Below are 15,978 nucleotides of genomic sequence, written 5' to 3'. Positions count from 1 at the left end.
TTTTTTTGCAGCCTGCAAACTTACGGCAGTTAGCTTTAGCTTATCAAAATACAATTACTCAGTATAATATGATTATTTTTTTGTTTTGAAGAAAGACTTTGAATAGTTTCGAGTCAATCGTGATTTGTTAAAAGAGAATTGAAAACAGTTTCAAAATGAACAGTAATAAACTTTTTAGGATCGTCTTAATATTTTTTCTGATCAGACCTTTTTTCGTTTCTGCACAGCTAGAGCATATCGAATTTAAAAATGATTTTGAGAAAGGTGTTCTTACAGATATAGAAAATCATAGTTCTTTAGAAATTCTATTTGCTATATCTGAAGACAACTCAAATATATTGCTTGATAAAGCTAGTCATGAAATTGATTTATTGATAGAGGAGCTTTCTAAAAAGAAATTTGAGTCAAAATCTGAGGAAAAAAAATTGAAATTACTCTTTAATCTTACTCATAGAAAATTCTTTTTGAAATATAGAGAAGTATCGAATTTTAGTAAAATTTTTGATGTAAAAGAGTATAACTGTGTTTCAGCTACAGCTTTATATTGTCTCATTTTGGATAAGTACAATATTCCATATGCAATAAAGGAAACTCCAACACATGTTTATGCTATAGCATATCCAAAAACCAAAGGTATAATTTTGGAATCAACAGCTCCTCAAGATGGTTTTTATAAACCAAGTGACACTGAGATTAATGATGCTGTAAACTCACTTGTAGAGTTGAAATATTATACTCAAGATGAAGTAGCTTCAAAAGGGGTTCGTCAAGTATACAATGAATTCTTTTTTAGTAAAGATGAAATTGATCTAAAAAAATTGGCAGGCTTGCAGTACTATAATGAGACAATAACTTTTTTATCTGAACAAAAGTTTAAAGAAGCACTTAATTCAATTTATAAAGCACAGTTTTTATATCCATCAGATAAGAATGAATACCTCAGTGGTATACTACTTGCGAATATTTTATTAAAATCTAAGTTTGACAATCTTGAAGACATACAATACCTAGCACAATATGCGAATCTTTCGAATGCAGATGATAATCAAATACTTCAAACATTTTCTGTAATTACAGAGAACAGGTTGTTTCAGGAAAGTAATACAGTTTTCATGGATTCTGCCTTTTCATATTTGGAACAAAGTCTTTTAGACTCGACTTTAGTTAGAAATATTTCTGAATTATACTATAATAATTTAGCTCATTATTATGGTCAGAAATCTAATTTTAAAAAGACTTTGGAGTATGCTTCAGTAGCATTCAAATTAAATCCTGTAAATGTTAATACTCAGTCATTAATTACTCAAATTTTAATACAAGACTTATCTAGACGTTCAGGTAATTTGAATACGATAAAAAAGATGGATGATTATGTCATTGAATACTCTTTTTTAGAAACAAATAGTCTTTATCAATCGCTTTATTTTTATACTTATACTATACAAGCATATAATCATCTAATTGCGAATGATATTGAAAAAGGTTTAGCGTATTTAAAAAATATGGAAGAACTAATAGAAAATTTTGGTGAAGAACTCAGATATGATGAAAACCAGTATGGTTTGATTTATGCCGAAGCTGGAGCTGCATATTTTAGAGAAAGGAAGTATACTAAAGCAAAGAATATCATTGAAAAAGGTTTAGTTAAAATACCGGAGCATCCAGAATTAAAAGTACGTCATAAAATTGTAGTTGAAGAGCTGAGTAAATAAAAGTAAATCCCCCCCGTCCGTCCTCAAATGATTAAAAATAAATCTCGTTCTGATATTTATCAGGATGCACGAGGGCGGCATTTGTAATGCCAACATGAAAACGAAAGTTCTATCAGAAGCAATAGAAAATCAAAACCACTTTATCTTGATAGTTAGATAAAGTGGTTTTGAGTATTAAGCAGAGTAGCTTAGATTAGTTTTTTGTTAAAGTGTTGGCACAGGATGTGCCGCATTCAAACATCCGCAAAATATTTGCGGACGAATGGGGGGCAATTTAGTAACTTGAAATTATAAAGAAGAGAAAGCTCAAGCTAGTATCATACTAGTTTGAGCTTTTTTAAGCTATTATTTGATGATCAGTTTTTGTGTACTAGAGCTTTCTTTTGAGGTGCTAATGAGCATATAAATTCCCTTTTTCAAGTGTTGTAAATTGATAGATTTCTTTTCACTTGCAAGGATGCTTTTACTAAAAACTACCTGACCATCCAAGGAAACTACTTTGATTACAAGACTCTTTTTTTCCATATTCTCAAGTGTAAACATTCCTTGACTAGGATTTGGATATACTTGAATGGATGCTTTTTTTATAGCTTGAAGCTGAGGAGAATTAGGGAGAGGTAGTGAATCATCTAGATCAATATCTTTAGCACTTAATTGAAGGTTATCTTCACAAGAGATATTTGCATCCTCTTTTTCATTAGAGAAAGAAACAATGGCATTTCCAATCCAACCTTCTACTTTCGCATGTTCACTATATACTTGTCTAAAATCTAGCGGAGGGATAATCACTTCCCTATTTTTATGTATAAATCGAATCGGACTAAATGCGTCATAGTTGTTGAGTTTCCAGAAGTATTTCCCTTCTATTTTGGAACATTGATTTGCTTCAACCTTCAGCCTATTATCAGATTGATAGTTTAAGTTTAGAAGAACTTTCCCTTTATTTAGCTTGTATAACCATTGATACTCCATATTCAATGTTCTGTCATTTGATTTACTTAATCTGACCTCATTTAGCTGAATAACAACATCATCATTATACCAAAGGCTCATAGTACCGTTACCTACATAAATCTTTTCTTTACCACGTTTTATCGCTTCAAGCTTAATATTCATATGCCAAAGATTTCCTGCCATTTGGAATAGGCCTTTAAAGCTTGCATCTAATTGCTTTTCATCAGTGAGTTGATAATTAAAGACAGCCATTTCCTTTTGAAGTTCGATATGATCTTCTGTATGTGAGCTTTCAAGTAGATCATCTGCAATAACTTGTGTCAGTAATGACATACTTTCCTTATCGGTACTTTCTGAGCTTTCCATTAAGTAAGAAAATTCTCCCTCTTCTAGTTGGTAACGAGCATCCATTTGCTTGTTATCACTATTCAAAACCTTGATAAGTTCATCTTCATCTACACATTCAAGATCAGCATTGATATCTCCATGTGTACTAGAATACGATGTTGGAAAACCTTCTCTTTCTATTTTAAAGTCGAACCAGTCTGAACAGCCCAGATTTGCATTTTTATTGTTCGCATAATCTCCAATTTGTAAGCAATACTTTCCTTTTTCAGAAGTGATGACAATTTTAGTTTTGGGAGCTTGATCATCAATAAGCTCAAGGTAAGATTCGTTATTTAGCTTGATGGTATAATATCTCCAAGCCTTCGTTAAAAGATCTTTTATCGTTGGAGTGGCTTGATTGTTAAACTCAAACTTTGGAAGATGTCCATCAAGTAATAACGCTTTTTCCAAAACAATATGGACTTTCCATTTTGTCCCTAAATTGGGGCCTTCAGTAGCGCTTACAATTCCTGTAATTATACCTGTTTCTCCGTTGAGTTGAAGATATAATTTATCGTCATTTGTCAATGAAAGTGTCGTTACTTGATTTGACGGATTCATATCATATAAGGATGGTACTTTTGGGAGGTAAAAAATGTGATTATCGCTATAATTTTTTGTGAATGGGCCTCCGTTGACTGCTGACAAGACTTTGAATTTGTTTCCAATCAAGTTTACCGTCAGAGATTTTTGTTCTGCTACTGAGTTTAGGATACTTAATCGGTAAGTACCTTTTTCTAGATTTTCCACAGCTACTTTTTTCTCATCGAGACTTAACGCTTCATCCTCTTCTTCATTGGGGATAATTAGTATTTTCCCATTGTATATTTCAGCATCAGTCAGACTGAAATCTTCAAAAGCCTCAAACTCGCCTGTTTCAAAATTCAGTTTTTCTATACAAGCCAATACGGGGTTCGTTAGTTTGGAAACATTGAAGGCGACACTTCCCTTTTCCGAAGTACTAAAAGAAGTAGATACTAAATTGATACCCGAATTATTTTCTAAACAATAGGCTGAAATGGGGCTGAAATCAAAACGACTTTGAGGTCCTCTATTACAGCTTGGAGCATTAGAGAATAGAGTAGAAATGATAAGATTGTCTAAGACTCTATCTGTGAGTTGGCAACACATTTCAAGTTTAGGGTTGAATAGTATCTGTAAGGTTGTTAGTTTATCTGTCCAATTGGGTAAGCCCTCAAGGCTCTCCAAATTGGGACAAGAATTAATGGTTATACGAGTAAGCGGTTCAATTAGTTTATGGTTAAAGACAGAAAGGTCTTTGTCTTGTATATTGAATAATATCAGACGTTCTACATAATCTAGATTTATATCTTTTAATATACTCAGAGAAGTGTTAAGTCGACTCACATTCAGTTCTTTAACTTTTGTGTTAGGGTCAATTTCAATATTTTCAAGATCTCTACCCAATTGCAATATTATAGGCTCTGATTGTGTGGGAATTTCTATGGTTTTTATTCCGCCTTTGGAGACACTAAAACGCCCACTTACATTGGTTCCTTGAATACCTCTAACGGTCTTTAATTTGGATGGTACCGTAGAATTTACAAAAATGATGGCATTATAAGAACCTAACTTTAAGCTAGTGAGTTCTTCTATTTCTCCAAGATTAGTAATAAGTACATTTCCGTTTACTTCATCCCAATCAATTTGGCTAAGGTCTGTAATAGGATCAGTCGTAGATGTACTGTTAAAACTCACACTTCCTAATATTCTCTTGTATCCTGCTGCTACAAATTCATCTACGTCCGTTTGACTTCTAAAGTCAGCACTACCACTGAAAAGGGTAGGATCACAGGAATTTGCCAAACGATTATAGTCAGCTAGAGATAAAATGGAGCACTCACCTGCATTATCTCTGATCGAAAATGAACTTGCCGTTGCTCTTGATTTAGCCAAAGAACAACACTCTTGTAATCTTGGGTTATTCGAAATAAGTATTTGCCTCATGTGTCTGCTTGGCAATTTCAAACCATCAATATTTTCGAGTAATGAATTCACCCAAACAACCACTCGATCTAAAACAGGCAATGCTTGCCCTTGTAGAAAAGAGAGGTCTGTCAGTAAGGTACTTTGGATACGAAGAGATTCTAGTTTTTGTGCATCAAAATGAAAGTCGTCAAGATCCGTTTTTGATTTTGTATTATTCATGCGGAATTTCTTCACCTGTACATTGGAGGCAATTGTGAATTTGACATCGCTATTTAATCCACTAATTGAAATATCGTCATACAGCGTTTGTGTCGGAATTTCGACCTTCTTTAATGCAGTTGAAACACTAAAAATAGCATAATCTCCTTCTCTATTTGTACCTTCTATTCCACTCATTTCTTCTAGTATCGAACTCGCCTTTATAGATATGAATAGATTTCTATAACTGCCCACACGAAGAGAATTGAGCTTTGTGATAGTTCCTAAATTACAGATACTCAACCTACCGTCTATGTGTTTGATATTTAATTGACTTACGTCTGTGATTGGGTCAGTACTTGTTGGGTCACTATTAAAGGAGACTCCTGCAGACCCAAATTCATTAGATACAATGTTATAGCCTTCAGCTACAAATTCATCTACTTGAGTTTGTGTTGTAAAGGTTATGCTTCCATCAAATACTTTGTCTTGGGCATAGATTTTTGGGCTATTGCATAAGTAAAACATTAGCAACAGCAAAGTCAGTGTTAGTTTGCTTGAGTTCATCTTTAATTAGGTTTTGACAATAGTTTAGTTTTAAGTTTGGTTATTATTTAGGTAAATTTTAATGGTTTTGAAGTTCACTTGATCTCTTAAAAGGTAGGTTTGAAAATAACGAGGTATATGAGGCTGTTTCATCATTAGAAAAGATGAAGGAATGGTTATTTTCTCTCTGTTTTCAGTTTGATGTTAGTGTGAACAGTTCTAGATTAACTTATCGATTTGAAAACAGTAAGTGATACTGATTTTGATACAGTATGTAATAAATTTCATGTATATACCAATGTATTTCGCTACCGCAAGTTTGCGAGCTGGGAAGTGAGAAGAGCTAACTTGTGGTTAGCAGCAACTATCAAGTTTGTAACTTGAAATACTAAAAAGTAAAGACCAATCTAGTTTGAGCTTTACTTTTTAGTATTTATTTTTCATGATATGAAACAGTTTACTTTTTGTCTGTCATTTATTTTTTCAAGCCTTGTTGCTTTCCCTAATGGAGGACCTATTGATGGAATCTTCGCGCAAATACAAGGAGGAATTAAAATGCTAAATCAATCTGAAATTGAGTTAACTAGAGAGAATTTAAATATTAAAGTGTATTTAAACTATTTTGATGTTGAAGTTATCTATTATCTCAAAAATCATGGGCAATCTAATCTGGTGAGCTATGGGTTTCCAGTCGACTTATCTCCTTATCAAAATGAAAATGAGGAAGATTATGTAGAAGGTTTTTCTTTTACTTTTAATGATGAAAAACTTAGCTATGACAATAAGCTTGAAAGAGGAGTGCAGTCTGAGTATGTAGTAGCATTTGGAGGTAAGAGTTATACCTGTTCTGAATTGAGTAGGAATTGGTATTTGACAGAACTTGAATTTGAGGCAAATTCTGAAGCTGTATTAAAGGTGAATTATACCATAACTGCAAATTATGAGAATTATAATGGAGGAGGAATGACTTACTTTTCATATTACTCCGATAGATCTTTTATTTATGATGTTAAACCCGCAGGGTTTTGGGGTGATGGGATAGTAGATCAACTAAATATAACAATAGATACCTGGATAGATATTTCAGAGGAGGAAATCGTAATTAGAGGCTTTGACAATTTTCAAATCCAAGATGGAGTTTATACAAAGACAATTTCTGATTTTAAACCCAAAGCATATGAACCATTATTTATTGCTGTAGATATGAGTTCGTTATTGAATTATGATGAGGTAAAAAGGAGTTTACCTTCTTCTGTTGTCAAAAATATAAGGTGTTCTTCTCAGCTTGTAGGTAATTATTCACCTCATAATCTCATTGATGATGATAAAAATACGGCATGGGTAGAAGGAGTTAAGGGGGCAGGAATAGGAGAATGGATTGAGGTTGAATTTATAGATGGAGTTTTGATAGAAGCCGTAACTTTTTTGAATGGCTACACAAAAAGTAAAGGGACATACATTACAAATAACAAAGTAAAATCATATAAAATAGATGTCACGATTGAACAAGGTGATTCCGTTATTGTTGAGGAGTTCTATAAAGAGAATGAAATACCTCTAACGGATAGGTCTTTGAGACCTATGAAATATAGAAGTAATTATTATTCAATGTTAGATATTATCCTTGATAATGGAGAGTGGTGTTTATCTTATCCAACTCTAGAAGAATGTATTGCTGAAAGTGGGAAAATTAAAAAGATAAGATTTACAATTACTGATGTCTATAAGGGGACAAAGTATGATGATATCTGTATTTCTGAGATGAAGTTTTATGGAAGCTTTATGAATTCTAACTAAAAGTAAATCTCCAGTTTGGGCAGGCTTCGTGGAGAATGTAGCAGAGTATAGGTATAGCAGTGCAAGAGATTGTACGGAAAAGTAAGGTCTTGTAAATGTAGCTAATCTTTCTAGATAGCTTGCTCAAGCTGAATTTAGTTTAAGTTTTGGCACTGCGTCCGCACTGAAAGTGCCGCATTCGAGCATCCGCAAAATATTTGCGGACGAAATTTACTTTTTGGTTAAATGTAAATGAGTTATGAAGTTGTTGTTTACACCAATAATATGAAAAAGATACTTTTAGCTGATCTATATTCGCGAATAAAAGACCAAGGTTTTAAGTTATATCGTGATGGAGAGAATTCAGGATTTATAAAGCGTGAAAACGGAATTGTGGTAGGATTTCAGTTGGAGTTTTACTCAACTTATTCTTCTATTGCTTTTTCTGGAATATCGATGGGAATGGAAAGGGTAGAAGAGATAATACGAGAGGTGAATAAACCAAATGGTTATCCAGATAAGTATTTAGATATAAACTCTGAATATTTTTTACCAACTATTAGAGATATAAAAATACCTTTAATGGATGGACTATCTTATAAAGATGAAGCTTCAACCTTAAGAGTATCGGGTTTAGTTGTTAATTATTTGGCAAATAGTGGTGGTGTTTTTGTTGATAAGTTTTCATATATGCCTAATGTTTTGATAGTAATGGATATTCTTACAAGTAAAGGTCTGAGGTGGCATGATAAGAGTGAAGGAATCTTATCGGGTACAATTGATGCATATTTTAGAGGACTAATTATTTCAAAATTATGTAATGATCCAGATTTCACTAACAAAATAGAAATGGTAGATCAATTTTTATCAAGGCCTGTACCTAGAGTTCAAGAATGGCAATCTTATTATTTAAAGCTTAAGGAAAAACTATCTGAAATAGAGCCAATTTATAACCTTTAAAATCTCCCCGAAAACTTACTGTAGTGTAAGGAAAACAACCAACCTTTATGGACATCTTTTTGAGTAAAGGTTTCCCAATACTTTTTCAATTCTAAAATATTCGTTAGCTAGGTAGAGACGACGATTTATCGCGTCTCAAATTCTCTTAAAATTGAAATACTCAGATGCGATAAATCGTCGTTTCAATAATCATGAGTATGCCAAGTTTAGGGGGAGAAATAAGAAGGCTTAGCTTTGTTTTTCTAGTAAAACTCTATAGTTCTAGAGAGGATAAGTTACTATGAAATAAGTACGAATGTGCGATTTATACAGAATAGGCTCAGGCATTTCAAAATAAGAGTAATGTACACCTTGTTATTTGGTACTTCGGTTTAGAGCAAAAAAAAGGGAAGGCCCAACAGAATTGGGACCTCCACTGAATATATGCTTGTAAATGTGTATTGTAAATGCGTTTGGTAAGTAGTTCTGTCTCAATTCTTAGTCTAGTTCGTAGAACTATGGTAAGAATCTTAATTTCAGTAATTTACTTACACTTTGCTATGTGTATAAAACACTAGAAAATAGCAATCTCTGTCCTGTTTTCAGAAATTACATAAGTATGTTTGATGCTCCCTTTACCTCTGATGCTATTGAAACAGCTGTTTTAAGGTATCAGGTTGATATACCCACTTTCTTTGTGGTGCATCATAAAATGTATCTTTATTTGGGAAGTCAATCAAATCTTTCCTCCCGTAGAGTTTTTTAACCGATTTTTCTTTCAAAATCTCATCAAAAACATCGTTGGCTACTTTTCGAGCATCTTCTGGCTGTATAGCTGGTGACCAGTAGTAGTAATCGAAATTTTCGATGCTATTCTGATCATTTAAAGTAAACCTACCTGCTATAGCTCTATGCTTGTTATGCAGACTTTTATACTCTTTTTTGAGTAAAGAGAAGTGATGAACATGTTCATTGTCTATCCAATAGTGAAGAAATTCGTAATCCTTTCCTCTCTGTTGGTAATAGGAATGAAAATTTTCATCGTAAAATTTCTTGGGATCTTTCCGCTTAGGCTTTTTAGCGATATAAAGCGCTAGTTGGAATTGCAAGGTATCTTGCTGTACTGTCGTGATATAATCATCAACATTGGTTGATGGCGTTTGATCATATGCACATGCAAATATAAATAGAATTATTGAGCTGAACAGTACAAAATTTCTCATATTAAACTTAATTAAGTATTTAATAAGCCTGAGAGAAGAACTCTCAGACTTATATATCACAATCTTAACTTTTTTTAAAATTAGTAAGGTTGATTAACAGCATCCATTAACATCCAGTTAGATGTCCAGTTCCATTCTGCTTGAATTCCTTGAGGATTGATTGCTCCTACGAAATCTACATCTTCAATTACTGATTGGTCAGCATCGCCTTCAATTACATCAGCAGGATTGATTGAAGAAGCGTTTAATTCAGAAGCTAAGTGAGGAACAACATTACCATCTACATAGTCTCCATAGTTTGTTGTAGGCAAGTTCAGGATATCAGCAATTGTTGCTTTTTCGTGGTTATCTGCTACAATATCATTGATGCCGCCACCAGCAATATCAACAAATGTTTCATCGTGACCTGCCAAGTAGTTATTCATGAATTTAGCGTTTGGCGCAATTTCACCACTCTTATCTTGTCTTTGGATACCGTGAGGGTAACCTACAAGTACAGAATTATAGATTTCAATCTCTGTAGCTCTATCAGCTCTTACACCAGATTGGTGATAAGGATGAATTGACTCAGAGAAAGCATAAGGACCTACAGCTGTAAAGTTCAAGAATACAGGCTGAGAGTGGTATCCATTTGCGGCTGCAGCATCTTTTGAAGAAGAAGCTTCAAAAGCTCTAGAACCAGAAACGTCAGCTGTCATAGGGTCTTTGATAGAAACACCATATTGTAAGATACCTCTGTAACCTTCGTCTGTATCAAAATCATCATCAATACAACCCGTAGAAACTAGGTATTGGTGATTAGACTCTCCACCAAACCACTCGTATGAATCGTCACCTGCATGAGAAACAATGATGTGGTTTACTTCAGTTTGGTTTCCTACACCTCCAAATGTAAGAGAGTTCAACTCATTGTCTGGAGAAAGTGCCACACCTGCAAACTCGATACGTACAAATTCCATCTTACCTGAGTTGTCATTTTGTGTGTTCCCGCCATAACGACCATCGTCAGAACCTTCAACACCTACAATACCTTCAATCAATGCACCTTGTCCTTCTACATCAGAGTTTGCTACGTTGTTCGTTTTAGCATATCCTAAAAGTACAACACCAGCCCAGTCTCCTCTGTCTCTAAGACCTGTTTCTTGCTCAGAAGTAAATACGATAGGCTCATCAGCTGTACCTACAGCATTGATTTGAGCACCACGGTTTACGATCAAAGCACCTTTAGTTTCAGTGTCACCGTAGATTACAGTTCCTGGCTCAATGGTTAAAGTTGCTCCTCTTTGAACAAAAACTTTATCGATGATGATCCACTGTGTGTCTTTTGTCAAAGTGAAATCTTCATCTACAGAACCCGTTAATACTGTTACAGTATTTCCGTTTGCTGCAGTTGTTTGGTCGCCAGTTACCCATTCTGGAGTTTCTCCTCCACCGTTGCCAGGGTTGTCAATTTTGTCATCATCGCTACATGCTGTGAACAATGAAGTTGAAGCGGCAATCATACCAACTGCTAGGAATTTAGATAGATTATTCATTTTGAAAGTAAAGAATTAAAAGTTTGTTTGTTTATGTGAATTGTAAAATGAATTCTGTGTATTAGAATTTGTAAGAAAGTCCGAGTGTGAAAGCTTGTCCACTATAAGACTCCATGACCATATTGTCATTTTCATTGCTTGTATCAATTTTTCCGTCTGCATTACCATCTACATAAAGTTGGTATTTGGCATTCAGTAGGTTTTCTACATTCAATGAAACTTCCCAGTTGTTGTTAAACTCTTTCGAGATGTTCAAGTCAATCAACTGTCTTGGCATTTCGTACCAAGGGTATGAATTTTGACCGTCTCCTACCGAATAGATGCGCTGTCCGTAGGTATTGTAGAGTAGGTTAAAAGCCCATCCTGTTTGTGGGTTGTCATAGTAATAACCTAAGTTCACTACATAAGGAGATTGTCCTTGAAGCGGTCTTTCGCTATTTACTTCCATCGAATTTTCACCTAGAGTCATTGTTGAGTGAATCAGAGAAGCATTCAAGGAAAGTGATGAATGATGAATCAGATCAAAATGTGAGATATCTTTGAAAGATTTCTTAACCTCAACTTCTATACCCGCAGATGTTGCAGCTTCTGCATTTTCATAGGTGAAGATGGTATTCTGATTTGGCTGAATAAACATCTCGATTGGGTTCTTAAAACTCTTGTAGAACGTCCCGATAGAGATCGATTCATTTTCCGAAGGATAAAGCTCCCAACGCAAATCTATATTTTGAATTTCTGACTGTTTCAAGTTGCTATTACCTACAATGTTAGCTCTCATTTCAAAGTCGTAGAAGTTGAATGGGGCAAGCTCTCTGAAAGACGGTCTGTTGATCGTCTTGCTGTAGGCTGCTCTCAATAACATTTTGTCATTAATGTCATAAGAGACATTGGCAAATGGTAAAATATTTAGATTGTTGTTATCTACATTTTCCATCAGACCTTCTGACATTATATTCTGATTAAAGGATTCAACTCTTGCACCACCATTGAACGTGAATTTCCCGATAGGAAGCGATGCTCCTAAGTATCCACTCAAAAGTGTAGACTCTGCTGAATAAGCATCTGAAGGGTTTGTTCCTTCTCGCATTGTCCATCCGCCAGGTCCAAAGTTTTCAGGGGCAAAGATTGTATTCATATCTGCTCCGTAAACTGGTGTTTCTGGTGCGTTATTCGGGAATGGAGTAATTGAAGTCCATCTTACTGAGAAATCTCTTTTCGATGCTTCTCCATAAAGACCTGCATTTAGCTTAATCTTCTTATCCGAATGATATGGGTTTTCAAATGTTTGCTCATAGTCTACTCTAGCATTGTAGATATTCTCATTTAACTCTGAGCTATATCTTGAGTTGTAATCTAAGTTGGCTTGATTAAAGAATGCCAATGGCAAATCATTGTATCGGTTAGGATTATCTTCTGCTGAAACATAACCACCTTGGTATCGGATTCTTTTCCAATCAGGCTCATTCATTCTCATGGTTGAAAGTCCTGTTGTCCAAGTCAATTTCTTATCATCAGAAAGTTCGTGTTCACCACTCAGTTGCCCCATGTAAAAGCTTCGTGACTGATACCTCATCGAGTAATCCTTCTGAAGGAAGTTATTCGCTAAATCTTCGCCTTCACGCTCAAACATTTCTCTTTCTCCAATCTGATTGAAAAGATTCTTGAACTCAATTTTGTTATTCGAATTCCATCTGGCAGAGAAGTTTGATAAGACATAAGTCTTTGTAGAATTCTCAAACTTATTTCCCTCCGAATTATAGATGGAAGCAGTACCGCCTGGTGAATATTTATAGTTTGAAACCTCCGAAGTTTTGTAATCATTACTGTAGCCTACAGAAGTAATATTGCTCATTTCTAGTCCTCCTACATCAAATAGTCTTCCCATAGAGTAAGAGATACTTCCTGTGGGAAGGGCAGTGCCTTCGCTCCATGCCCAATTGTTATTTAGGCTTTGTGCTTGTTGTGCCGCTTCATTGGCATTTGAGCTTAATTTTTGAGGGAATTGATTGCCCCAAGCCCTATTATTTGTCCCAAAACCAGTGTAATCCATACCCGAACCTTGGTCAAATAAGAAGCGTTGCCCAGTCGTTCCTACTCTTGCACCTAACGATAAAGAGATACTGTTGAAATCCTCCGTCAGATCATTTCTAGTTGTTACGTCTATCACTGCTCCCGCCATTTCTCCAGGTAATTCTGCCGAGCCTGATTTGTAGACCAAAAGCTGGTCAATCATGCTAGAAGGAAGAATATCAAAAGAGAAAACCTTTGCATCTGGCTCTGTACTTGGTACGCCTACGCCGTTTACCAAAACAGAGTTATATCGTTGGTTTAGCCCTCTTACCATAACGAAACGATTCTCGATTAAGGTAATTCCCGGAATACGTTTCATGACGTCTGCAGCACTTCCACCGCCTTGTTTAGCAATCAATTCGGCAGAAACACCACTGACTACCATATCACTTTCTTTTACGGTATTGATCATTGAAGCCTCACTTCGTTGATCTTTCTTAGCCACTACTTCCACCATATCCAATTGTTGGGCATCTGGTTTTAGCGTAATGTTCAATTCTTTTGTTTCCGCATTTTGAAGTACAACTTCTATTTCTTGGCTTTCATAACCAATATAAGTGAGTTGTAATACATGCGTTCCATTTACAAGATTCAAAGCATAGTTTCCGAATATATCGGTAGCAGTACCTGTTCCAGTACCTTTCACCAAAATACTTGCTCCGATAATTTCTTCCCCCGTCTCTTGGTCTGTAACTCTTCCTATTAGCTTAGCTCTCTCTTGTGCGTTAAGAGTAGTACCTAAGATAGAAAGTGTGAAAACCAAGGCGAGCACATTTTTCCAGCACAAAGACATTTCTTTAAAAATCAGTATGTAATAAAGTTATTCGCTAATTGTGTTTATTGTTATAACACATTGCAAACATACGGGGCTGTTATTTCCTTTTGGTGGCTTATAAGTTGCCTTTAAATGAACTAAAGCTTAATGTTTTTATATGTTAGATAAAAAAAATAAAAATTAAACTTCATTTATTAATTTCTCCTAAAAATTGATATTCAATCCTTTAATTGTAAACGACTATTTTTTCAGTTTTTTGTCAAATGGAAGTCAAGTATATCTTTAAATTAAGATAATAGTGTATTCTATTTTTTCTTTTTAGTCAGAAAATATGCGGTTAATCTTCTTTTTTGGGTTAAGGAGAGGTGTTTTTAGCATAAAAAAAACACTTGCCCTACTATGAGAACAAGTGGTTTTAAAATTTTAAATAATAGGGTGTCCTGAATTAGTCAATTACAGTCACTAATTCATCTTTTGGTTTTCTTACCTTCTTAAGATTTACCAACCAGTCGTTATCAGCATCTCTGTATCCGATAGGAAGCATTACACAGCTTCTAAGACCTTTTTCTCTCAAACCTAAGATTTCATCTACAGCTTCAGGATCGAAACCTTCCAATGGAGTACAGTCTACACCTTCAAAAGCTGCTGCTGCAATTGCTTGTGAGAATGCAATGTAGGCTTGTTTAGCGGCATGGTTGAAGTTTTCTTCAGCATCTCTTTGTGGGTAAGTCCCTAAAAGCATCTGACGGTAGTTTTCCCAACCTTCGTTTTTGAATCCACGAACATCGTTTACCAAATCAAACATTCTATTGATACGATCTTCTGTGTAAGTATCCCATGCTGCAAATACCAATAGGTGAGAGCAGTCTGTTACTACTGACTGATTCCAAGAAACAGGCTTAATTTTTTCTTTAATTTCTTGGTTCGTAATTACTAATACTTCGAATGGCTGAAGTCCACTTGAAGTTGGAGATAAAGAAATAGCCTCAAGAATGTTATCAAGTTTTTCTTGCTCTACAGTCTGACCGTTCATCGCTTTCGTAGCGTATCTCCAGTTAAGTTTGTTTAGTAATTCCATTATATAGTTTTTTAATGTTTATCAATTTTTGAACAACGATATAGATAACGTGTAAATAAATAACGTTGTTTAGATTTAGTTGTAAATAATTTTGAATTATTTCTTTATTGGGGTACAACTAGCTCATTTCGTGTTTTCCAAGCAGTCCAAGAACCCGCAGACCACAAAGCCCAAGCTACTAATACAGGCTGAAAGAATAGTCGAGTAAGTCGAGCAGTGTCAGAGTTTAATACCCCGAAAGCATCGATACCATTGATATATTGAGAGACATTCCCAGGGAAAATAAGGATGAAGAAAATCCCTAAAGCCCATCCAGCATACACGCGTTGCTTCTTCCAAAAGCCTAAAGCCAAAGCCAATCCGATTTCTACTAGCCCCGAAAGGATAACCACCAAGTCTTTATCCATAGGAAGCCAATTCGGTACTTGTGCTTGGAAGTGTGCCCTATTTATACTCAAATGACTGATCCCTGCATAAAGCATTGCAGCAGCTAGAAGCCATCTGAATACTTTTTGTGTAGTTGAAGTTTCAATATATCTTTTCATTATTTATTTCATTTTAATTATCGCGATTAAATCGCTTGCGATACAAATGTAATTGTATTATTTATAAATCAAAAAGAAGCGGAAAAAAAGATTACAAAATAGGATTCGAGAGGATTTTTAAATTTTTGGAGTTTCTAGACCTTTAAGTTCTAGGACATAAGAAAACAAGTTTGTTTATAACTATCCTTAGAATTAACGAAGTGTGCGAACGCAGTATCTAAGGATTTAATAATGAAAGCAAGAGTCTCTGACTCGGAAAATATGCCAAAACATAGAGTCAGAGACTCTTA

Annotated in this window: 9 protein-coding genes; 3 read left to right on the top strand and 6 right to left on the bottom strand. The window is 34.9% G+C overall.

Going from position 1 to position 15,978, the window contains the following annotated elements; all coding sequences use genetic code 11:
- Positions 1–155: 155 nt before the first annotated feature.
- Positions 156–1,712 (top strand): hypothetical protein, encoded by a 1,557-nt coding sequence (locus BC781_RS02715; protein ID WP_109615711.1) that lies wholly within the window; start codon positions 156–158, stop codon positions 1,710–1,712.
- A 345-nt stretch (positions 1,713–2,057) separates the two neighbouring features.
- Here the strand turns inward: BC781_RS02715 and BC781_RS02710 are convergent, their stop codons facing one another.
- The gene (locus BC781_RS02710; RefSeq protein WP_109615710.1) at positions 2,058–5,768 is read right to left on the bottom strand and encodes a T9SS type A sorting domain-containing protein; all 3,711 of its coding nucleotides are present in this window, start codon (positions 5,766–5,768) and stop codon (positions 2,058–2,060) included.
- A 426-nt stretch (positions 5,769–6,194) separates the two neighbouring features.
- Between BC781_RS02710 and BC781_RS02705 the strand changes: the two genes are divergently transcribed.
- Both BC781_RS02705 and BC781_RS02700 read left to right on the top strand, forming a co-directional pair.
- Positions 6,195–7,544, top strand: coding sequence for an NADase-type glycan-binding domain-containing protein (locus tag BC781_RS02705; RefSeq protein ID WP_109615709.1), 1,350 nt, complete (start codon positions 6,195–6,197; stop codon positions 7,542–7,544).
- 264 nt (positions 7,545–7,808) lie between these two features.
- A complete protein-coding gene (locus tag BC781_RS02700; RefSeq protein ID WP_146201609.1) occupies positions 7,809–8,483 on the top strand; it encodes a hypothetical protein in 675 nt (224 codons plus the stop codon).
- Between the two features lie 626 nt (positions 8,484–9,109).
- On the opposite strand, the gene BC781_RS02695 is transcribed toward BC781_RS02700, so the two are convergent.
- The 5 genes from BC781_RS02695 to BC781_RS02675 form a co-directional block, all read right to left on the bottom strand.
- Positions 9,110–9,685 (bottom strand): hypothetical protein, encoded by a 576-nt coding sequence (locus BC781_RS02695; RefSeq protein ID WP_109615707.1) that lies wholly within the window; start codon positions 9,683–9,685, stop codon positions 9,110–9,112.
- Between the two features lie 80 nt (positions 9,686–9,765).
- A complete protein-coding gene (locus BC781_RS02690; protein ID WP_109615706.1) occupies positions 9,766–11,220 on the bottom strand; it encodes a hypothetical protein in 1,455 nt (484 codons plus the stop codon).
- A gap of 61 nt (positions 11,221–11,281) precedes the next feature.
- Complete coding sequence (locus BC781_RS02685) at positions 11,282–14,077, bottom strand: TonB-dependent receptor (protein WP_158281379.1); 2,796 nt, start codon at positions 14,075–14,077, stop codon at positions 11,282–11,284.
- Positions 14,078–14,510: 433 nt separating this feature from the next.
- The gene (locus BC781_RS02680) at positions 14,511–15,143 is read right to left on the bottom strand and encodes a nitroreductase family protein (protein ID WP_109615704.1); all 633 of its coding nucleotides are present in this window, start codon (positions 15,141–15,143) and stop codon (positions 14,511–14,513) included.
- A gap of 104 nt (positions 15,144–15,247) precedes the next feature.
- Complete coding sequence (locus BC781_RS02675) at positions 15,248–15,688, bottom strand: DoxX family protein (RefSeq protein WP_109615703.1); 441 nt, start codon at positions 15,686–15,688, stop codon at positions 15,248–15,250.
- Between the last annotated feature and the right edge of the window lie 290 nt (positions 15,689–15,978).

This window comes from Sediminitomix flava (genome assembly GCF_003149185.1).
In the GTDB taxonomy this organism is placed as follows: Bacteria; Bacteroidota; Bacteroidia; order Cytophagales; family Flammeovirgaceae; genus Sediminitomix; species Sediminitomix flava.
The sequence above is the reverse complement of the archived record's forward strand: the minus strand, read 5'-3'. Positions and strand labels throughout refer to the sequence as shown.

Coding starts and splice junctions, on each gene's coding strand:
- BC781_RS02715 (WP_109615711.1), top strand. CDS start 156: ATGAACAGTAATAAACTTTTTAGGATCGTCTTAATATTTTTTCTGATC.
- BC781_RS02710 (WP_109615710.1), bottom strand. CDS start 5,768: ATGAACTCAAGCAAACTAACACTGACTTTGCTGTTGCTAATGTTTTAC.
- BC781_RS02705 (WP_109615709.1), top strand. CDS start 6,195: ATGAAACAGTTTACTTTTTGTCTGTCATTTATTTTTTCAAGCCTTGTT.
- BC781_RS02700 (WP_146201609.1), top strand. CDS start 7,809: ATGAAAAAGATACTTTTAGCTGATCTATATTCGCGAATAAAAGACCAA.
- BC781_RS02695 (WP_109615707.1), bottom strand. CDS start 9,685: ATGAGAAATTTTGTACTGTTCAGCTCAATAATTCTATTTATATTTGCA.
- BC781_RS02690 (WP_109615706.1), bottom strand. CDS start 11,220: ATGAATAATCTATCTAAATTCCTAGCAGTTGGTATGATTGCCGCTTCA.
- BC781_RS02680 (WP_109615704.1), bottom strand. CDS start 15,143: ATGGAATTACTAAACAAACTTAACTGGAGATACGCTACGAAAGCGATG.
- BC781_RS02675 (WP_109615703.1), bottom strand. CDS start 15,688: ATGAAAAGATATATTGAAACTTCAACTACACAAAAAGTATTCAGATGG.